At 66.0% G+C, this 18416-nt stretch carries 18 protein-coding genes and 1 other RNA gene; 7 read left to right on the forward strand and 12 right to left on the reverse strand.

Annotation, left to right across the window (positions count from 1 at the left end):
• Positions 1 to 17: 17 nt before the first annotated feature.
• Positions 18 to 1523, forward strand: coding sequence for an FGGY family carbohydrate kinase (locus ACOQPE_RS13605; protein WP_420609432.1), 1506 nt, complete (start codon positions 18 to 20; stop codon positions 1521 to 1523).
• 3 nt (positions 1524 to 1526) lie between these two features.
• On the opposite strand, the gene ACOQPE_RS13610 is transcribed toward ACOQPE_RS13605, so the two are convergent.
• The 4 genes from ACOQPE_RS13610 to queG all read right to left on the reverse strand — a co-directional run bounded on the left by ACOQPE_RS13610 (position 1527) and on the right by queG (position 5628).
• Complete coding sequence (locus tag ACOQPE_RS13610; protein WP_420609433.1) at positions 1527 to 2711, reverse strand: aminotransferase class I/II-fold pyridoxal phosphate-dependent enzyme; 1185 nt, start codon at positions 2709 to 2711, stop codon at positions 1527 to 1529.
• A 25-nt stretch (positions 2712 to 2736) separates the two neighbouring features.
• Complete coding sequence (locus ACOQPE_RS13615) at positions 2737 to 3189, reverse strand: SRPBCC family protein (protein ID WP_420609434.1); 453 nt, start codon at positions 3187 to 3189, stop codon at positions 2737 to 2739.
• A gap of 139 nt (positions 3190 to 3328) precedes the next feature.
• Positions 3329 to 4441, reverse strand: a complete 1113-nt coding sequence (locus ACOQPE_RS13620) for a glycosyltransferase family 4 protein (RefSeq protein WP_420609435.1) — start codon at positions 4439 to 4441, stop codon at positions 3329 to 3331.
• Entirely contained in the window at positions 4441 to 5628 is a 1188-nt protein-coding gene (queG, locus tag ACOQPE_RS13625) for a tRNA epoxyqueuosine(34) reductase QueG (RefSeq protein ID WP_420609436.1), read from the reverse strand. Before queG ends, ACOQPE_RS13620 begins: the two co-directional genes overlap by 1 nt.
• A gap of 180 nt (positions 5629 to 5808) precedes the next feature.
• Here queG and ACOQPE_RS13630 point away from each other — a divergent pair, with 180 nt between their 5' ends.
• Complete coding sequence (locus ACOQPE_RS13630) at positions 5809 to 6699, forward strand: serine/threonine-protein kinase (protein WP_420609437.1); 891 nt, start codon at positions 5809 to 5811, stop codon at positions 6697 to 6699.
• Between the two features lie 3 nt (positions 6700 to 6702).
• On the opposite strand, the gene ACOQPE_RS13635 is transcribed toward ACOQPE_RS13630, so the two are convergent.
• From ACOQPE_RS13635 to ACOQPE_RS13645, 3 genes are read right to left on the reverse strand one after another with little or no spacing between them, the layout of a single operon-like run.
• Positions 6703 to 6936, reverse strand: coding sequence for a hypothetical protein (locus ACOQPE_RS13635; RefSeq protein ID WP_420609438.1), 234 nt, complete (start codon positions 6934 to 6936; stop codon positions 6703 to 6705).
• Between the two features lies 1 nt (position 6937).
• Positions 6938 to 8029, reverse strand: a complete 1092-nt coding sequence (gene trpD / locus ACOQPE_RS13640; protein WP_420609439.1) for an anthranilate phosphoribosyltransferase — start codon at positions 8027 to 8029, stop codon at positions 6938 to 6940.
• Between the two features lie 16 nt (positions 8030 to 8045).
• The gene (locus ACOQPE_RS13645; protein ID WP_419915692.1) at positions 8046 to 8354 is read right to left on the reverse strand and encodes a WhiB family transcriptional regulator; all 309 of its coding nucleotides are present in this window, start codon (positions 8352 to 8354) and stop codon (positions 8046 to 8048) included.
• 170 nt (positions 8355 to 8524) lie between these two features.
• Here ACOQPE_RS13645 and ACOQPE_RS13650 point away from each other — a divergent pair, with 170 nt between their 5' ends.
• Both ACOQPE_RS13650 and rnpB read left to right on the forward strand, forming a co-directional pair.
• A complete protein-coding gene (locus tag ACOQPE_RS13650) occupies positions 8525 to 8947 on the forward strand; it encodes a hypothetical protein (RefSeq protein ID WP_420609440.1) in 423 nt (140 codons plus the stop codon).
• A gap of 46 nt (positions 8948 to 8993) precedes the next feature.
• Positions 8994 to 9381: RNase P RNA component class A (rnpB, locus tag ACOQPE_RS13655), an RNA gene on the forward strand.
• Between the two features lie 11 nt (positions 9382 to 9392).
• Here the strand turns inward: rnpB and ACOQPE_RS13660 are convergent.
• Genes ACOQPE_RS13660 through ACOQPE_RS13675 form a run of 4 tightly spaced genes read right to left on the reverse strand, consistent with a single transcriptional unit; the run spans position 9393 to position 13695 of the window.
• The gene (locus ACOQPE_RS13660; RefSeq protein WP_420609441.1) at positions 9393 to 9989 is read right to left on the reverse strand and encodes a histidine phosphatase family protein; all 597 of its coding nucleotides are present in this window, start codon (positions 9987 to 9989) and stop codon (positions 9393 to 9395) included.
• A gap of 51 nt (positions 9990 to 10040) precedes the next feature.
• A complete protein-coding gene (locus tag ACOQPE_RS13665) occupies positions 10041 to 10565 on the reverse strand; it encodes a hypothetical protein (RefSeq protein WP_420609442.1) in 525 nt (174 codons plus the stop codon).
• 42 nt (positions 10566 to 10607) lie between these two features.
• Entirely contained in the window at positions 10608 to 11393 is a 786-nt protein-coding gene (locus tag ACOQPE_RS13670) for a zinc ribbon domain-containing protein (protein ID WP_420609443.1), read from the reverse strand.
• A 34-nt stretch (positions 11394 to 11427) separates the two neighbouring features.
• Positions 11428 to 13695: a transglycosylase domain-containing protein gene (locus tag ACOQPE_RS13675; protein WP_420609444.1), complete on the reverse strand. Its 2268-nt coding sequence runs from the start codon at positions 13693 to 13695 to the stop codon at positions 11428 to 11430.
• Between the two features lie 89 nt (positions 13696 to 13784).
• On the opposite strand from ACOQPE_RS13675, the gene ACOQPE_RS13680 reads away from it, so the two are divergent.
• The 3 genes from ACOQPE_RS13680 (at position 13785) to ACOQPE_RS13690 (ending at position 16354) form a co-directional block, all read left to right on the forward strand.
• Positions 13785 to 14465, forward strand: coding sequence for a thiamine diphosphokinase (locus tag ACOQPE_RS13680; RefSeq protein ID WP_420609445.1), 681 nt, complete (start codon positions 13785 to 13787; stop codon positions 14463 to 14465).
• Positions 14446 to 15687, forward strand: coding sequence for a hypothetical protein (locus ACOQPE_RS13685; RefSeq protein WP_420609446.1), 1242 nt, complete (start codon positions 14446 to 14448; stop codon positions 15685 to 15687). Before ACOQPE_RS13680 ends, ACOQPE_RS13685 begins: the two co-directional genes overlap by 20 nt.
• Before the next feature lie 367 nt (positions 15688 to 16054).
• Positions 16055 to 16354 carry a hypothetical protein gene (locus tag ACOQPE_RS13690; protein WP_420609448.1) on the forward strand — a complete coding sequence of 100 codons (300 nt, stop codon included), beginning with the start codon at positions 16055 to 16057 and terminating at the stop codon, positions 16352 to 16354.
• 211 nt (positions 16355 to 16565) lie between these two features.
• On the opposite strand, the gene ACOQPE_RS13695 is transcribed toward ACOQPE_RS13690, so the two are convergent.
• Complete coding sequence (locus ACOQPE_RS13695) at positions 16566 to 17540, reverse strand: hypothetical protein (RefSeq protein WP_420609449.1); 975 nt, start codon at positions 17538 to 17540, stop codon at positions 16566 to 16568.
• Positions 17541 to 18416: the final 876 nt, after the last annotated feature.

An 18416-nucleotide genomic window follows, 5' to 3' on the forward strand; every position in this document is an offset into this window, starting at 1 on the left:
ATGACGCGGGAGGCGCCATGGCGCTGGTGATAGCAATCGATGCCGGTACCACCGGTGTGCGCTCGATGGCGGTGGACGAGACCGGCGGCGAGGTGGCGTACGCCTACCGGCCGTTCCCCCAGCACTATCCGAGCCCCGGCCTGGTGGAGCACGACCCGAACGAGATCTGGGATGCCACGGTAGCCACCCTCGACGAACTCTGCTCCAGCCTCCGTGCGCTCGAAGACGGGCAGATGCCCACAGTGGCAGCGATCGGCATCACCAACCAGCGCGAGACCGTCGTGGCGTGGGATCGTCGCTCATCGCAGCCGCTTGCACGGGCTCTCGTCTGGCAGGACGTACGCACGGCGTCGCGCTGCGAGGAGCTGCAGGCCGCCGGTCACCTGCCAGAAGTGCGGCAACGGACCGGCCTCGTGCTCAGCCCCTATTTCAGCGGCACCAAGGCTGAGTGGCTCTTGCGTGATGGCGGTGTTTCGGCAAGTGCAGCTCTGGCTCTGGGGACCGTCGACAGCTGGCTGATGTGGAAGCTCAGCGGCGGCACCGAGTTCGTCACCGACCCGACGAATGCCTCGCGCACGTTGCTCTATGACATCAACGAGGGCGATTGGTCGGAGCCGATGTGCGACCTGCTCTCTGTGCCGATGCAGGCGCTAGCGGAGATACGCCCGTCAGCCGGGCAGTTCTGCCTCACTGCGGACACCACGGCGTTGGGACCGGGCATCGCCGTCAGCGGTGTCGCAGGAGACCAACAGGCTGCGCTGTTCGGACAGGGCTGTCACGACGTCGGGATGGCCAAGAACACCTACGGAACAGGTTCGTTCGTCTTGATGAACGTCGGAGGCGAGTGTCCCGAACCGGTCGACGGGCTGCTCACAACCGTGGCCTGGGATCTGGGGTCCGGACCGACGTTCGCGCTCGAAGGGTCGATCTTCGCAACGGGCTCCGCCGTGAGTTGGCTCACCGACATCCTGCACGGTGCCACCGACGCCGCAGCGATCGAGGAGCTGGCGAGAAGCGTGCCCGACAGCGCTGGTGTGGTCGTAGTGCCGGCATTCGCCGGCCTCGGCAGCCCGTGGTGGGATCCAACAGCCCGCGGGGCGATCATGGGTCTGACGTTCGCGTCCACGCCGGCACACATCGCTCGAGCCACGATCGAGTCCATGGCACTGCAGACCCGCGACGTCGTCCAGACGATGAGTGCCGCCGCCGGGCGCGAGATCGCCGAGCTCAGGATCGACGGCGGAGCTGCGGTGAACAACCTGCTGTGCAGCATCCAGGCCGACCAGCTGGGCGCGCCGGTGAGCCGGCCGATCGTGACCGAGACCACCGCCCTGGGTGCGGCGATGCTGGCCGGGCTAGCGGGAGGCGTGTGGACCTCGCCGGTCGAGGCAGCGTCGGTGTGGCGGCTGGACCGGCGTTTCGAGCCCTCAGGCGATCAGGCCGACTCCGATCGGCTTCATGGGCTCTGGCGACGAGCACTCGAACGGACGCTGCGCTGGTCGCCGGACGAAGGCAGCGAGTAGCCCTCAGTCGGGTTGTGTCAGTTGGTCGAGAGCACCGCGGAGCTGGCTGATGGCCTGGCGGATCCGATGCTCGTTCTCGACCAGCGCGAATCGCACGTGGCCTTCGCCGCCCGGGCCGAACCCGACCCCTGGCGACAGCGCCACGTTCGCTTCGTTCACGAGCAGCTTGCAGAAGTCGACCGATCCCATATGCCGGTAAGGCTCGGGGATCTCGGCCCAGGCGAACATGGTGCCCTTCGGCGGCGCGAGGTCCCAGCCGATGCGGCTCAGCCCGCGCACCAGAACGTCGCGCCGGTTGCGGTAGGTGTCGCGTATCTCGTTGGGATAGTCCTGATCCTCGTTCATGACCACCGTCGCCGCGATCTGAATCGGCTGGAACGTGCCGTAGTCGAGATAGCTCTTGAGCTTGGCGAGTGCCGCTATCACCTGGGCGTTGCCCAGGCAGAACGCAACCCGCCAGCCCGCCATCGAGAACGATTTCGTGAGGCTGTAGAACTCGACGGCTACGTCCTTCGCACCCTCGGCCTGCAGGATCGACGGCGGTTCGTAGCCGTCGAAACCCAGATCCGCGTAGGCAAAATCGTGAACGAGCAGTACCTCGCGTTCACGCGCGAAATCCACGATGCGCTGCATGAACTCCAGATCCACGCAGGCGGTCGTGGGGTTGTGCGGGAATGACAGCACGATCACTCGCGGCCGCGGCCAGGAGTACTCGAAACGCTCCACCAAGCGCTCGAAGAAGGTGTCGCCGGTGTCGAGCGGCACCTCTCGCACGCTGGCGCCCGTGAAGAGCGGGCCGAAGATATGGATCGGATACGACGGCGCCGGCACCAAGCAGGCGTCGCCGGGCGCCAGCAAGGTCCACATCAAGTGCGAGAAGCCCTCCTTCGCGCCGATCGTGTTGATGATCTCGGTATCGGGATCGAGCTCGACGTTCCATTTGCGCCGGTACAGGTCTCCGACCGCCGCACGCAGCTTCGGGATGCCCCGGCTGGCCGAATACCGGTGGTTGCGGGCGTTGAGAGCAGCCTCCGCCAGCTTCTTCACGGCACGCTCGGGCGACGGCAGGTCAGGATTGCCGAAGCCCAGGTCGATGACGTCGGCACCAGCGCGGCGACGCTCGATCTTCAGCGCGTCGATGATGGTGAATACATACGGCGGCAGGCCACCGATCCGGCGGAATTCCATGGCGCTGGCAGCGACCCTCGGGGCCCTAGCTCGCGGGACCCGACTCGAGACGCGCCGCGAAGTCGGCCAGGGCGATGTGAGCGATGCGTCGTTCCGCGCGGCGCTTGACGAAACCGGGAAGCGGCACTGCCAGTTCCAAGGCGAGCTGGTAGAGCACCTCGGTGCGGCCAGGCTCTGTCGCCGGGTTGAACTCGTACCTGCCGTCGAGCTGCTTGACGACATCACCGTCGACGAGCTTCCACGAGAGGCGGTGGGGTGCCCCGCCATGGTCGTAGGCAAGGGTGTACCTCGCAGACCTTCCGAGTGCCTCCACGCGGAACGATGCCTGCGCCGTTCGCCCGTCCGGATCGCTCTCGATCACCGTCGCCGAAGAGACGTCGGTTGCCCATTCGGGATACCGCTCGATATCGGAGATGAGCGCGTAGCAGTCCTCAGGCGACGCGGTCACGACCGTGGTCATCGTCATCTCGTCGATCATCGTTGCGTTCTGTGTCCTGTGTGCTGGGTCCGGTGTCCTGATTGTTTCCATTGTCTCAGGATCACAGCCGGCAGTGGCTCATATTCGCAGCATCTTCACGGTTCTGACATCCGCAGTTCGCGCTGCCGGGATGTGCCACTCAGGACAGGGCGGCCTCGAGCCTGGTTGCCAGCCCGTCGTAGGAGAACCGCAGTTCCGACTCTCGGCGCGCCGCAGCTCCCATAGCTGCCCGTCCGCGCTCTGAGGACAACAGGTCATCGATGGCGGTCGCGACTTCGCCTGGGTCCGCGGGCCGTTCCACCACCAGCCCGGTCCGGCCGTGGGCTACCGCTTCATGGCTGCCGCCTGATCGACCGGCGACCGCAGGAACGCCGCATGCGGCGGCCTCGACGAACACGATGCCGAAGCCCTCCTGCTCAAGTCCCGCCCACCTGCTGCGGCACGGCGCTGCGAAGACGTCGCCCATGGCAATGAACAGGGGCACGTCGCCATCGCTGATGCGGCCCGAAAAGACGACCGGGACGCCGAGGCGCCCCGCAACCCGCTCCAGCCGCCGCCGGTCGCGCCCGGCACCTGCAATCGCCAACTGCAATCCGGGATGTTTCGACCTCAGACGCGATACGGCCTCGATGACTGCATCGAAACCCTTACGCGGGACCAACCTGCTCAGACAGACAACCAGCGGTCCGGGATCCAGGCCGAACTTGTGGCGGGCACGCAGCCGGGCCTCGGTTGCGAGAGGCACAAACCGGTCGGTATCAACCCCAGGCGGCACCTCGGTGACGGGCAACTCACGAGATGCGCATCGTTCCGCCTCCCCAGCCGCGTACCCGCCGGCTGAGATCACCAGCGACGCATCTCGAAGCACCCGTGACAGCACAGCAGACAGCCCGGGCAATCGTGCCGGCACCGTCACCTCCGCGCCATGGAGCACCACGCCGTAGGGAACGCCAAGCCATGGGCCCAGCGCCCCGAGTGGCAAGGCCGGATCGAGCAGCACGATCTCGGCGCCGACCTCGTTGGCCAGGCCTCGGATCCGTTTGGCCAAGCCCGGATGCGGCAGCAGCACACGATCCCGGGTTCTCACAATCCGCATGGGTTGAGCGGCATCAAACGCGGCGGCGCCGCTGTGCGGCGTAGTGAGCACCGTGGTGGCCTCAGGCGGCAGGCGGCGCCATAGCTCCCAGAGGTAGCTCTGGATGCCGCCGACCTTCGGCGGGAAATCGTTGGTGACCAAGAGGTGACGGCGCATCAGCCCGCTATTTGTCTCCGAGGCACCGGTCTGGCGAGTTCGGCCGCCACCAGACCGTCCGGGTCGTGATTTCCGAGCCCAGCGGATCGCGCCTCGGCGACCAGCTCGTCCCGCCCCAGCCGGCGCGCCGCCCACACCGCATGCGCTGCGACCACGTCCGACGCTGACGAGAGCGACTTGCGCAGTATCTCCTCGACAGCGGGCGAACCAGGATCGCCCACGTTGCCGAGCACAACGAGGGCATTGCGTCGGAGGTACTCGGAACGCCGCCTGGGGATGTACCAGTGCCCGAATGCGGCCATAAGGTCGTCGTCGGTCATCCTGAGCAATTCGGCGACATCAACAGAACCACCACGGGCAGCACCGTCGCTGCGCAGGCTGAGTTCGACGCGCTGACCGCGCGCCGGAGGAACTGCGGTGTCGTTGAAGGGGCAGACGTTCTGGCAGTCGTCGCAGCCGTAGAGACGATCGCCAAGGGCGATGCGGTATTCAGGCGGGAAGATGCCAGGCGCCTGGACCAGCCACGCCAAGCATCGGTTTGCGTCGAGCACACTCGCTGTGTCCAGCGCGCCCGTCGGGCAGGCCGTCTGGCAGTGACGGCAGGTGCCACAGCCATCCGACAGGTCCTCGTCTGAGGGCGGCAGCTCGGCAGTGGTGACCACCGAACCCAGCACTGTCCACGAGCCAAGCTCTCGCGACAGCAGCATGGTGTTGTGACCCAGCCATCCCAGTCCGGCGCGGGCTGCAGCGGCTCGATCGACCAAGCGGTTGTCATCACAGACGGCAACGGCCTCGAAGCCGTTGCGTTGCAGGACCTCGCAGATTTGCTCGAGGCCTGACCGCAACGCCCCGTAGGCATCGCTCGCCACATATGCCGCCACGGTCCCGCTGCCGCCAGCGGCGGTCGCTGGCCCCTCAGGCGTGTGGGGATTCGGCGGTTCGTAGTTGCGGGCGCACACCACGATGCTGCGAGCGCCGGTCAGGATGTTCGCGGGAGTCGTCGAGCGCTCGGGCCGCCCGTAGGTGAACCACATGCCGGCGTGCAGGCCAGCGGCCTTTCGCTCTTCGATCGCTTGCCGCGCCTGTGTGAACGGCGCTGTGTTCGTCACGCCGACCGCATCGAGGCCTGCGCTCGTGGCAGCGCGCTGGATCTGCTCGAGCAGCAACCGGTTCGCGCCCGTAGTCATTGTCCAAGTGTGCCGTCGCCGATTGGCGCGACGTTCCATTGCGTCACGTCTTGCTTCCCGCTCTTGTTCCCCATGCTCATGCCATTGGGCTCACGGGCCGCTCGGGCCCCGGCTTCGCCATTCGGCTCAGCCTCTGCGTCGTTTTATGCTGGAAGCGGCGCTCGAGCCGCGGCCGGTGCAATGTACGAAGACCAAATTGACGTCTGGGTTGGCCGCCAATACGGCCCGTACAAGATCACCGGGGTGTTAGGCCGCGGCACTGTGGCGCACTGCTACCGGGCAACGACGCTGAGGGGCGACGAAGTCGGGCTCAAGGTGCTGACACCGTTCGCCGAGGCACGGGCGGAGATCCGCTCGCTCTTCGAGCAGGAATACGAGCTCATGGCGCGGCTGGGCCATCCGAACGTCCTCGCCGTCCACGGGGCCGGCGTCATCGGCGGCGCCCACTTCATGGAGATGGAGATCGTGGAGGGCGAGACCTTGGCCGACCGGTGCGGCAGCCGCCACCCGCCGAGCCTTGCCGAGAGCATCGCCATTGTCCAGCAGATCTGCGCAGCGCTCGACCACGTCCACGAGCACCGGATCGTTCATCGCGACGTCAAGCCGTCGAACATCATGCTCGATGCTCAACCCGACGGCGGCGATCGGGCGGTGCTCTTCGACTTCGGCTTGGCGCACGACCTCGATGGGCCCCCGTCTCCGCCGGGTCGCGTCTACGGGTCACCCATGTACCTGTCGCCCGAACAGGCACTGGCGCAGCCGGTGGACGCTCGCACCGACATCTACGGATTGGGGTCGACGCTGTACGTGCTCGCCGTGGGCGCAGCGCCGTTCTACGGCGAACGAAACGACCTGCTGCACGCACATGTCCGCACGCCGCCGCCAGACCCCGCCGAGCGGGGCGTGTCCACCGAGCTTTCCGAGATCATCCTGACTGCTATGGCCAAGGCCCCCGAAAAACGCTTCGCAAGCGGAGCCGACCTTGCTGCCGCTCTGGCAACGGTCGAGATCCCAGTGCACGAGAACGAACGCCGCAAAGGCCTCCTACGCCGACTCACCAGCCGAACCTGAGGCTCAAACACCGTGCCGATAGCGCTCGACAACCTCAGCTTTGTCGATTCCGTACACCAGGACCGTCTCCGCCGGTCCCTCATCGAAGGCCACGATCGCCATCACTCGCCGATCCCCCGGGCGAACCCCAACAACCGTGCCGGTCGTGCCGACCAGTGAGGCACGGCGGTCATCGGAGGTGCTTGCCAAGCGGATGATGTCACCGACGCCGAATGGCAAGGAGAGTCCGACAACCACGTCAAGAGGCTGAGCTGGCGGCCAGCTCATTCGTGAGCCTGACGGCCGCCTCGAGCTTTGCCGCAGCACGTCCGTCGGCCACGGCGTCACGTGCCATCTCGAAGCCTTCGGCAAAGTTCTCTGCCAGCCCGGCGACGACCAAGCCGGCACCGGCGTTCAGCTCCACGATCTGAGCTCGGGGCCCGGTCTCGTCCCCCGAGACGATCGCTTGCAGGATCTCCGCATTCCGTTGCGGGCCTCCGCCCCACAGCTCCGCTCGATTGACGCGCTCCAGCCCGATTGATGTCGGATCGAACTGGTACTCGTTCACGATCTCGCCATCGCGCACTTCGTAGATGCGCGTGAGATCAGTCAAAGTGATCTCGTCCAGCCGGTCGGCGCCGTGCACGACCAGTGATCGCTCCGAGCCCCGGGCTGCGAGCACGCCGGCGACCCGTGGTGCCATGACCGGATCGCTCACGCCCAGCACCTGCCGTTTCACGCGCGCCGGGTTGGACAGCGGCCCGAGAAAGTTGAACGTCGTCGGCACGCCGAGCTCACTGCGCACGGGTCCTGCAAATCGCATTGCCGGATGGAACTTCTTCGCGAAAGCAAATCCCAAACCGATGTCCGAAATGCAACGTTCTACGTCTGGTCCATCGAGGTCGATCACCAGGCCGAGCGCCCCGAGAGTGTCGAACGAACCTGACGATGATGTGGCTGCCACGGATCCGTGCTTGCAGATCACGGCCCCGGCTGCAGCGGCCACGAAAGCCGCCATGGTGGACACGCTGAGCGCGTGCCGCTGCCGGACCGGCGCCCCGCCGCTGCCCACGATGTCGATGGCGCCATCGGGAGCCTTCAGCGGAACAGCCGCATCGTGCATGGCATCCACGAGGCCCGTGAGCTCGGGGACCGAACCGCCCTTCATGCCCAGGGCAATGATGAAACCAGCCAGCTGGGCGTCAGTAGCACGCTCGCTGAGAATGCTGCCCAGCGCCGCCCGGGCTACCTCGGGGCTCAAGTCGATGCCCGCGACCAAGTCCGTGAGGACTGCCTTCCAACCGCCGTAGTGCTCGAGGGGGTGAGCCTCGTCAGTGTCAGCCTGTCCCATTAGTTCGAGCAGGCCATCAGTTCGATGCTGCAGCCGCCTGCGCGTTGCGGGCGCGTGCAGCTGCGCGGCGGCGGCGCCGGATGATGCGCACACGCTCAGCCGCGGTCTGCCCACCCCAGACGCCCTCCTTCTCCCGCACTGCGATGGCGTATTCCAAGCACTCGCCAGACACGGCACACGCTGCACACACCGCTTTCGCCTCGAAAGCGGCCTCGTCATCGCCGTCGCTGTCGGGCGGGTAGAAGATTTCAGCTTCGAGACCCCGGCACGCAGCATGACGCTGCCAGGCGAGCAGATCCGTGGAGAGCCCACCGTGCTGGTCCATGACAACTCGGATGGGGTCAGAAGCGGTTGAACGTGGGCTCGCGGTCCGCGTAGCGGAGGGGGCCGGTGCTGTGACAGGAGGCATCTGACGCGCAATCTTGCCGATGCGCTGCTGTTTGTCAAGACCTTATTGAGCGTTCAGTATGGAGCGTCATGCGCAGTCTGTTGCAAGTGTTCGGTCGAACTGTCGAGCGACGGGCGGTCATCGGCGGCGCGCTGGTGTCCACCGGAACAGCGCTGGTGGTGGGTGTCGTGGCCGGGACCTGGGTGGCGGAACGAACTGCAGCGGCGTACGCCGTCAACGGATTGCTGTTCGCGGGCATGATCGCCGGAGGCGCGGTAGCTGCGGCCAGGGCAACGGAACACCAACTGCTGTCTGCCGTCCTCAGTTCGGGCCCGGTGATGGTCCTCGCCGTGGTGGTGCAGTTGATCCGCAGGTTCGGCTCCGGCGACGCGGCGGCACCGCTCGGCCTCCCGCTCGTCATGCTGCTGGCAGCGTCGCTGGCCACGCTGGGCGGCATCTTGGCCGGTATCGCCCAGCGGCGACGGCGGTCGCTGCTGGATGTCGACAAGCCGCGTCGCCGCCGGCCCTGACCGGGCAATTCGCTGCTTCGCCTCTGACTAGCATTCGAGCCTGCGGTGAGTCGGCCGGGTGGCCGCGGATTGAGCTGCTTCGGCGGTCCGCAGCGCGCGGAGCAGTACGAAAGGCGCAATTCGAGGAAGGTCGGGACTCCACAGGGCAGGGAGCTGGCTCGCAACCAGGCGCTGCGAGGCGACGGAAAGTGCAGCAGAGAGCAGACCGCCGATGGGCCGGGCCCGGTGCCCGGTCACAGGCAAGGGTGAAACGGTGCGGTAAGAGCGCACCATCGCCGGGGGCGACTCCGGCGGATCGGCAAACCCCTCCCGGAGCAAGGCCAAGCAGGGATCGGGCGGCCCGTCCGATGATCCCGGGTAGGCCGCTCAGATGGATGGCCACCCCGACGGCAGCAGCCGACGGACAGAATCCCGCCTACAGGCCGACTCACCGCCCCTGCCCAGCTCAGGTGCTGAGGTGGGATGTGTCGTTGAAGGTGCTCAGCCTCGGCACCGGTCCCCGGAAACCGATGCTGGTGATCTGTGCCTGTGACACATGCAGTTGCCAGGAGATCTCGTCGGCGGTCCCCAGCGCCCATCGCACTGCCGATTTGATCGGCGAGACATGAGTGAAGACGGCAACGTTCCGGTCTGCGGCCACAGCGGTCAGCTCATCGCAGGCCGCGTTGACGCGGCTGTTGAGCTGCGCCAGCGATTCGCCTCCGGGCGGTGCGAACCCGGTGTCGGCCCGCCAGCGCTGCCAGTCGGAGGCTCGTATCTCGGCGATGGGCAGTTCGTCCCACTCGCCGTAGTCGAGCTCGGCCCAGCGCTCGTCGACGGAGATGTCCAGGCCCGTGAGTTCTGCGGTGGCTTGGGCAGTCTGATGTGCCCGCAGCAGCGGTGAGGAGATGATCCGGTCGGGTCGCCGGTCGGGTCGGGAGAGTGCTGCGGCGATCTGGTTCGCCTGCTGCACACCAACTTCGTCGAGTTCGTTGTCGACGCGTCCCTGCAGCAGGCCCGCCGCGTTGGCCCCCGTGCGCCCGTGGCGCACGATGATCAGCACGGCCGCCCGTACCGCACGACGATCAACATCGGCGTCCGTGGCTCATGTGGGTCATGAAGAACCGTCTCCGCCTGCTTTGCGTCGGTATTGCGGCCCTGCACGGTAGGCCAAGTGGCCGGTGCGTACGAAGTCAGCTCGTGCCGTCAAGTCGTGTGCCATGCCGGAGGAACGCCAGACCCACCAGCAGCCCACTAGGCCTGCGAGCTCCATCACGCAGATCAACCAGATGCCCCGCGTGGCCAGCGGCAGCGTTGCATCGGCGGCATCGCCACCGAAGGGCCACCAGAACAGTGCAGGCTGCGTCCACGCACCGTCGAACACCTGATGCCAGAAAACACCGATCGGCAACGCCAGCCACCTGCGTCGCGCGCGTCGGCGTCCGACCGTCAGCAGCATCACCGCAACAAGGCCGCACACCGGCAACGCCAGCGAGTGAGCCAGCGGTGTGCCGCCAGTAGCGGCGTGCAGCACATCGGGCAGGAGCGCTCCCGCCACGATGAGCCGATGATCGATCGCAGGATCCCCGAAGCACCAGCGCATCGCCACGAGCGAGGTCGCCACGAACCACAGCAGCATCAGCCCGGCCCCCTGCGCCAGTGCACCGGCGGATCCAAGAGCTCAGCGGACGAGCAGCGCCCCGCAATGGGGGCACTCGGCGAGTTCGTTGGGATCGAGGTTGGTGATGCGTTCGTATTCGACCGAAGGAATTTCGAGATGGCACGCACTGCAGGTGAGGCCGATGAGTCGGCCGAGCACGGGTGTGCCCCGAGCGGAAGCCCGGCGGCCTTCGTAGATCGACACCAGCGCGGGATCGGCTGAGGCCACGAGCGCCGCCCGCTCGTCAAGCACCTCGTCGCGTTCGCTGCCCGCCGCGCTCTCCGCGGCCCCGATTGCAGCGTCGACGGTGGCCATCCGCTCACTGGCCTCAGACTGGCGTCGTCCGAGGTCGGCGCGGGCTGCACTGAGCGGCTCCAGCTCCTCCATCAGCTCCAAGATCTGATCCTCGATCTCGATTTGGTGCCGCCCGAGGGCGTCTGCCTCGGCCGTGAGCGCTTCGGCTTCCTTGGGCGAGGTGAGGTGACTGTCGTAGAGCCGCTCGGAGTTGTGAGCGCGCTTGGACTCGATGCGCGCAACCTCGTCTTCATCCCTGCGTTGCCGACGCTCCAGATCTGCGATCTGGGTGTCGAGCACCTTCGCCTCCGATGCCAGCATGCCGAGTTCGGCTTCGATGCCGGCCCGAGTCTCGCGCTCGGGCAGGTTCTGGACGTGATGGGTGATCTGGTCGAGACGTACGTCGAGGTCGCTGATCTGGGCAAGAAGTTCGAGCGGGCTCGCTGCGGGCTCGCCGTCCCTCGGCGCGGCGTCCGACCCAGCGGCGCCGCTCCCTACAGTGTCTGGTGGCATTGCTGGCGGTCCGTCGAGTGAACGTGCATCGGGCTCAGGTTTGGTCCTCTTCAGTGCTGTCCTCGCCACTGTCCTCACCGGTGTCATCTGATCCGTCGGGCGGCAGCGACTCGTCAGTATCGCCCACCGGTTCGGTCGCCCGCGCCTTGAGCTCGGTGGCGATCTGGGTACAGCGGAGCCATTCGAACCTCGAGCCGCCGTCGGCCTCGGGCACGGCGACCTTGCACAGCGCGTCCGGCAAGGGCTCGAACTCGTTGTCGTCGGTCGGGCGGACCATGCTGCATGGCAGATCGAACTCCAACGGGGGTTCCGTCGGCGACACCGCTACGGCGACCGAGCAGGTATCCCCCGACAGGAAGAGGTACTGGCTGGCCCGTGGCGGCGGCGGCGCGGGCGCAAACACTCGCAATGGCTCGTCCTCCAGCGCCCGCCCCATGTAGGCCGACCAAATGCGCGCCGGGATCCAACCGCCGGTTGCGCGCCGTTCCTGAATCTCGCCCATCGGCACCTGCTCGTCGGGGTGGCCCATCCACACGGCGGTCGACATGTGCGGCGTGAAGCCCACGAACCAGGCATCGTGGAATTGCTGGGTGGTCCCCGTTTTGCCCGCCGAGACCTGGCCGCTCTCAAGCATTGATCTCGTGCCGGTGCCGGTTCGCACGTTCTCTTCCAGCACCGACGTCACCCAGTCGGCCGTGGTTTGCGACACCACCCGCCTGCCGTGCGGCACATGCTCGTAGAGCACCTCCCCGAAGTTGTTCTCGATGCGAGTGACATAGAACGGCTCCATCCGCACGCCGCCATTGGCGAACGTGCCGTACGCCACAGCCTGCTCAAGCGGGGTGATCTCCTGCGCGCCCAGCGAGATGGAGGGGTACGGCAGGTAGCTGTCCGCGTCTGATCGGCCAATCAGCCGGTTCGCCATCCCGACCACCTCGTCCAGACCAGTGACCAGACCCAGCCGGACGAAGGCACAGTTCGAGCTGGCCGTTGCCTGTTCCTCCAGCGTGGCCACGCGACCGGGACTGTTGGCAAAGTTGCTCACCTCGTAGTCGTCGAGGGGCGGATTGGGGAACACGCACGGACCCTGACCGCTGATGGTGTCGAACGGGTACAGACCGGCCCGTTCAATCGCCGCAGCGAGCACATACGTCTTGAACGACGATCCTGGCTGGCGCCGCCCTTGGGTGGCGAGGTTGAACTCCGAGTCGCTGAAGGCCGGGCCGCCGATGAACGCATGCACTGCCCCGGTCGTCGGATCCACGCTGACGATCGACACCTCGAATTCGCCCGTGCCTTCCGGCAGGACTTCTGCCACCGATGTGCGCATGGCCCGCTGCAGCTCGGGACGCAGCGTTGTCCATACCCGCAAACCCCCGCCGAACACCTGGCTGAAACGAGCTTGGTAGGTATCCCCGAGGGCCGGGTTTGCCAGCAGCGACCGTCGCACTTCCACCAGGAAGTAATCACGCCGGAGCGCAACGTCGGTACGGCGCGGTGACAGGTTCCGGCTCGGCAGCGGTCTCCGCTCGAAGGCATCTCGCTGGGCCTCGGTGATGATCTCCGCGTCAACGGCCTGCTGCAGCGATCTGCTGCGGCGCCGCGTCATCGTGTCGATGTTCTGGTCGAACCCGTCAAACAAGCCGGGACTGCGAATCAGGCTCGCGAGGAAAGCTGCATCGCCGACGTCGAGCGCCGAGACGTCCTTGCCGAAGTAGGTCTCGGCCCCGGCCTGCAGGCCGTACGCCCCGTTCCCGAGATACACCTCGTTGACGTAGAACTCGAGGATCTCCTCCTTGGTGAAGTCCTCCTCGAGTCGGGCGGCGATGACCGCCTCGCGAATCTTGCGGTTGAAGCTGCGCTCGCTGCCCACCACACGCAGCTTCACGATCTGCTGGGTGATCGTGGAGCCACCCGATGCAATGCCGCCAGCGGACACGTTCGAGACCAGGGCGCGTGCCGTCGCCCGCAGGTCCACGCCGTTGTGAAGCCAGAACTTGCTGTCCTCCACCGCCACGATCGTGGCAATCACGTCATCGGGCACCTGGTCCAGCGTGATGATCTCGCGGTCGACGTCGTTCACCAGGATGCCGATCGGATTGCCGTCGGAGTCGAAGACCTGGGTTCGCTGGGCACCGGGACGCAGATCGATGGTGATGTGATCTCGGTCTCGTTCGACCGCATCGAGCGTGCGCGCTGCGTGCGGTGCCGAGGCGCGGGCACCGATTGTCACGACGGCCGCGCAGACCGCGATCATCACGGCCAGCAGGGGCAGCCGGGCGAGCCGGCGGGCGAGATCCACGTTGAACTGCAAGGTACCGGGCAGAGCCGTGTGCCTATGTGCGCCCGCTATGACATCTGCCCCTCGCAGCTTGGGGTCACACTGGTGTTGTGAGCGACGATGGGAGGGATCTGGATGCCGGTTGCGTTTGGATCATTGACGGGGGGCCTGTGGCGCCTCGACGGCTCCCGCCGGGCGAGCCGTCTTGCGTCATCGCGGTCGACCGTGGCTTGGCGTACACGCTGCGGCTGGGACTGCGGCCTCACGTAGTGGTCGGCGACTTCGACTCCGTTGACGCCACGATGCTCCAGAGAACTCGCGAGCAGTGGCCTGACCTGGTGGTCCAGCGACACGACCGCCACAAGGCGCACAGCGACCTGGACTTGGCGCTGAGCTTTGCCTGGGGCCTGGACCCCACCGAGATCGCGCTAGCCGGCGGTGGCGGCGGCAGGCTCGACCACCTCATGGTCTCGGCAACGATGCTGGCCAGGCCGCGGTATGCCGCTCTCCCGCTGACTGCCTACATCGGTGCGAGCATCGTGCGGGCGGCAACCGCAGGCATGGACATGAAACTGCCCGCCGACGACGGGAACTTGCTGACGCTGCTGGCAGTGGGCGGTACCGCCAGCCTGGACACAAGCGGGCTGCGGTGGAACCTGACCGGGGCGACGCCGCTGGCGAGCGCGGCAACGCTCGGCCTGAGCAACGAACTCACTGAACCTGAGGCCCACGTCAAGGTCCAAGCCGGCACTGTGCTGGCGATACAGACACATGGCAAGTCGCTTCCCTGAGCGGGCGCGGCGACGTGCTCGGCATGCCCGGGCTCTTGCCGCTGCCGTGTGTGCGGTCGCCGTCGTGGCCGCCGGGTGTGCAGAGACGGGGCAGGGATCCGCAGCGGTACGCATCCTGACTCATCGTGACTTTCACCTGCCTGCCGACGCTCTGGAAGCGTTCACCGAGGAGACGGGTATCGAGATTGTGGTGTTCCGGGAGGACACGCCCGACGATGTGATCGATCTGCTCGAACGCAGCCGGGCGCACCCGGTCGCAGACGTGGTTGTCGGCGTCGACACGTTGGACCTTCAACACGTCATCGACAGCGGGCTCACCGAACCGTACGTGCCGCTTGCGCCCGGTCCGCTGGTCGAGGATCTGGCGGTTGGCGATCATGCGATGACGCCGATCAGCTACATCGACGCCTGCCTCAACTACCTGCCGTCGTTCTACGTGGTACCAGAACGGCGCATCGATGAGCTGCCAGACGCCGAGCTCCTGCCGCCGCCGGTGCCCAGCGGTCTGGCCGCGCTCTGGGACCCGGCTCATGGAGGCACCGCAGTGATCCCGGATGCGGCAACGAGCAGGATGGGCGTGTACCTGCTGGTGGCGCTCGAGCGACTGCATCCCGAGCGCGGCGGCGACGAGGCCACCCCGTGGCCCCAGGTGCTCGACCAGATGCTGAGGTGGAACGTCGAACTGTCCCCCAGTTGGGAGATTGCGACGTTCGAGCGTTTCGCCGGCGGGGAGCCGCCCCCAGAACGGCCGATCAGCCAGGACGAGCCGGATCCGGTGACGTTGCAGTCGCTGCGCGGACGCCTGCCGATGACTTGGGGCACAACCGGTCTGCCGTCGGTGTACGCCGAGTATCAACCCGGCCTGCCCCCATCACTGGACATAGCGGTGGTAACCGATGACTGCGTCCGGATCGGGTTCTATGCGGGGGTGGTAGCGGGAGCGCAGAACGCTTCACTCGGGGGTCGGCTCATCGACGCCATGGGTGAGCCCCTGTTCCAGTTCGGCATCAGCGACCGCTTCGGTTCGAGACCGGCCCGCAGCGACATTGTCAGCACGCCCGAGTGGAACGAGTTCGGAGTGACAGTGCATCCGTACCGGCCCGATCCTGCCTATGTCGGTGCCCACTGGAAGGAGTGGCAGCTCACCTGGAGCCAGGTGGTCCGCAACTTCGAAACCGGTCCTCCGCCCCCCGAGCCCGAAGTAACCGTCACCCTGCCCTAGCCCCGATCTCCCGCAGGGCCGGGGTGGCCGTCCTACGCGCCGCTGCGTCTTCGATGCCGCTATAGCGCTAGAGCTGGACTCGCCTCTTCGGCAACACTTCGGTCCGGGTTCCATTGGAACCCGCTTTGCTGGGGATCTCTGTCGAGGTCCAGCTGGGACTCCCACTTGGGGGTCCCATTTATTCGTTTGGCAGGGAATGCCGCCAAACCTATGGTCGGCAACGTGTCGAGCCGTTGCGTTGCATTTGTCGATGTGGGCTACCTGCGCGCACAACCTCACGCGAACCGACAACTAACGGGCAGCCGCTCCACTGCGGCGTCCGGGAGTGCTGATGCATCGTGCGTCAGTTCAGTAGCGTCCGTGTCCTGTGGGAGAGCGAGCGTCGTGGCCTCGGACCGGTGAAGTGCTTGCCGACGGCAGGGTGGCCCTGCATGTCGGCCACATCTGGACTGACATGCACCGCGGCGAGGACATCGGTGAGGTCATCTGGCAGAGTCGAGGCCGTCGGCACTCCCGCGCGTTGACCCGCCAACAGTGTCTCAATGCGCTCCGGTTGGCAGAAGACGATGTCCCCAATGCAAGTCTCAGCACCAGCGAACGCGAGGCGGCTGGCCGCATCATCCGCAAAGTGCATCAGTGCCTGCGGGCGCTAGGCGGGCGTCGATGAAATCGCGCGGCGGTCGGCGCTGACGCGGTGCCGCTGACGACGTTCGTCGGAGGTGAGCGTCGCATGTCGCCGTCGCCGCTGCCAGCTCCGTCCAGCGGGACCCGGTTGTCGGTCCCGTTGCGCTGATCAGAGATCCGTGTCAGCCACGGTGACCTTACCCATGGGCATCCTATGGCGAACCTGGACCTGCAGTGTCTCCGTGGGCTATTCCTCAGTCCGTTTGGGACAACTCCGTGAACAGGGGCAGAGACGACTCTTCGACGATCGTGGATTCCGCGTCACGCAGATTCGAGGGTGAATACACGTCCGGTGGTAGTGCGAATCGCGTGAATTCGCTGGCGAATCCGTAACGGCATCGAGCGATGCTCCACAGGGCCTTGAGCATGAGATGTACGAGGACGATCGTTCCCATCGCTTCTCGCGGCCGAATCCACCTGGTGACCATGTGCCAGCGGCGCTCGCCGTCGCCCACAGCCTCATGGGTCAGGTGAGTCAGGCTGTCGCCTTCGCCCCACCTGCTGTGAGTGGCTTCGCTTGACCCGATGTCGAGGACCGCCGATCCAGGAATCGCAGTCAAGCCATGCTTGGTGGAGTTGTACGACTTCGCCTGCCCGAGCCACGCACTCGCAAAGTCCTGAAGGAATCCGGCGAGATTGTCGGCGGCCTCGCGCGCTTCCACCGGGGAATCTGCCGGCACGCGATCCGTGGCGAGAAACAACTGAGCACAGTCGCGTACCAGTTCTTCTCGATCCCCCTTGACGATCGTCCGCTTGACCGCCTTCTTGTAGCCGCGGAAGTTCGTCTGACGCGAGATCTCCAGCCAGGGGCACGGCGGGATGCCCCTGTGCGCCATGAACAACCGCAAGAGAGTCTCGATCGCCAAGTGCTTCAGAGCGTGTAACTCGATCCTCGTGTAGTGGTCGACGATGCGCTGATTTTGATCGCCAAGTGCTTCCTCATCGTGTTCGTCGCTGGTCTCGTGGAGCGAGATGCGAACGCCGTGGAATTCTGTGCCCTGAGCGATGAGGTCCAAGAAACCGTCTGTCTCGGCACCTATGGCCGCCAGCGCGTACATGCGGGCCAAGATGTAATCGGCGGGTCCTTCCGCTTGGTAGTAGGTGCCATTGATCTTCGAGGGTTCAACGGGTTCGTCATGCTCGAAGTGCATCTGCACAACCCGGCTCATTTCATGCCTCCTCGGTTGAGCGCAGACTGATGCGACCGATGACGTCACCTGCAGTTGCCATGGCAGGTGAAAGATACACGCGTTCGTGCAGTTGGCTTGGAGATGAATGGGCGCTCTCCCCGACGCAACCGTCGCAGTTGGTCCCGTTGGGGATGCCACCCCACGGCTGTTCTACCGCCACAACTCTGCTCGACAAGATTTACCGAGCTGCTCGCCGAACGGGCCGTCAAGCACTGGCGCACCTGGTCCTACCGGCCCCAGACCAACGGCAAAGCAGAGCGGTTCAACCGCACGTTGGCCGACGAGTTTCGCCCGGGTGTTCAGATCAGAAGCCGACCGCAGAGCCCGCTTGGCCCGCTGGGTCCACGACTACAACTGCCACCGACACCACACTGCCGTCGACGGGCTGCCCGCATCCAGCGCACGCAATCTCGCGAGCCATCAACTAGCCGCAGGATGTTTCTGCGAACAGCATCACCAGTGCACTGATCCATGCGGGCACCGCTACGCCAACTAGGGCCGCTATCCCTATGGCACGTGTGACGAATACCGGCAATCCGCTCGCGAGCCGCTCAACGGTGCGGTCAGCTTCCCTGTCGGATGCGAACGTCCGCGCTTGGCGCCACTCCTTCGTGAAACGACCACACGACGTAAGTACCTCAGTCCAACCATCAGACGCACCACGGACTTTCTCCCCGTATCGGCCGACGGGGTTGCGCGCCACTTTGTACTTCAAGCCGGCGGGCAGGTAGCTGTCGTTGGGCATTGGCCCATATTCGGCTTCAAGCTCCTCGTCATGGAGGGGCCACGCTTCGTGGTAGACGGCAACGAAGTAGCGGTACTTGTGCCGGTCCGCTCGTCTGGGCTTGACTCCTT

It is taken from the genome of Candidatus Poriferisodalis sp., assembly GCF_965219595.1.
GTDB lineage: Bacteria > Actinomycetota > Acidimicrobiia > Acidimicrobiales > Poriferisodalaceae > Poriferisodalis.

Excerpts from the sequence above, each read along its gene's own strand:
- ACOQPE_RS13605 (WP_420609432.1), top strand. The coding sequence starts at position 18 with ATGGCGCTGGTGATAGCAATCGATGCCGGTACCACCGGTGTGCGCTCG.
- ACOQPE_RS13610 (WP_420609433.1), bottom strand. The coding sequence starts at position 2,711 with ATGGAATTCCGCCGGATCGGTGGCCTGCCGCCGTATGTATTCACCATC.
- ACOQPE_RS13615 (WP_420609434.1), bottom strand. The coding sequence starts at position 3,189 with ATGATCGACGAGATGACGATGACCACGGTCGTGACCGCGTCGCCTGAG.
- ACOQPE_RS13620 (WP_420609435.1), bottom strand. The coding sequence starts at position 4,441 with ATGCGCCGTCACCTCTTGGTCACCAACGATTTCCCGCCGAAGGTCGGC.
- queG (WP_420609436.1), bottom strand. The coding sequence starts at position 5,628 with ATGACTACGGGCGCGAACCGGTTGCTGCTCGAGCAGATCCAGCGCGCT.
- ACOQPE_RS13630 (WP_420609437.1), top strand. The coding sequence starts at position 5,809 with ATGTACGAAGACCAAATTGACGTCTGGGTTGGCCGCCAATACGGCCCG.
- trpD (WP_420609439.1), bottom strand. The coding sequence starts at position 8,029 with ATGGGACAGGCTGACACTGACGAGGCTCACCCCCTCGAGCACTACGGC.
- ACOQPE_RS13645 (WP_419915692.1), bottom strand. The coding sequence starts at position 8,354 with ATGGACCAGCACGGTGGGCTCTCCACGGATCTGCTCGCCTGGCAGCGT.
- ACOQPE_RS13665 (WP_420609442.1), bottom strand. The coding sequence starts at position 10,565 with ATGCTGCTGTGGTTCGTGGCGACCTCGCTCGTGGCGATGCGCTGGTGC.
- ACOQPE_RS13670 (WP_420609443.1), bottom strand. The coding sequence starts at position 11,393 with ATGCCACCAGACACTGTAGGGAGCGGCGCCGCTGGGTCGGACGCCGCG.
- ACOQPE_RS13685 (WP_420609446.1), top strand. The coding sequence starts at position 14,446 with ATGGCAAGTCGCTTCCCTGAGCGGGCGCGGCGACGTGCTCGGCATGCC.
- ACOQPE_RS13695 (WP_420609449.1), bottom strand. The coding sequence starts at position 17,540 with ATGAGCCGGGTTGTGCAGATGCACTTCGAGCATGACGAACCCGTTGAA.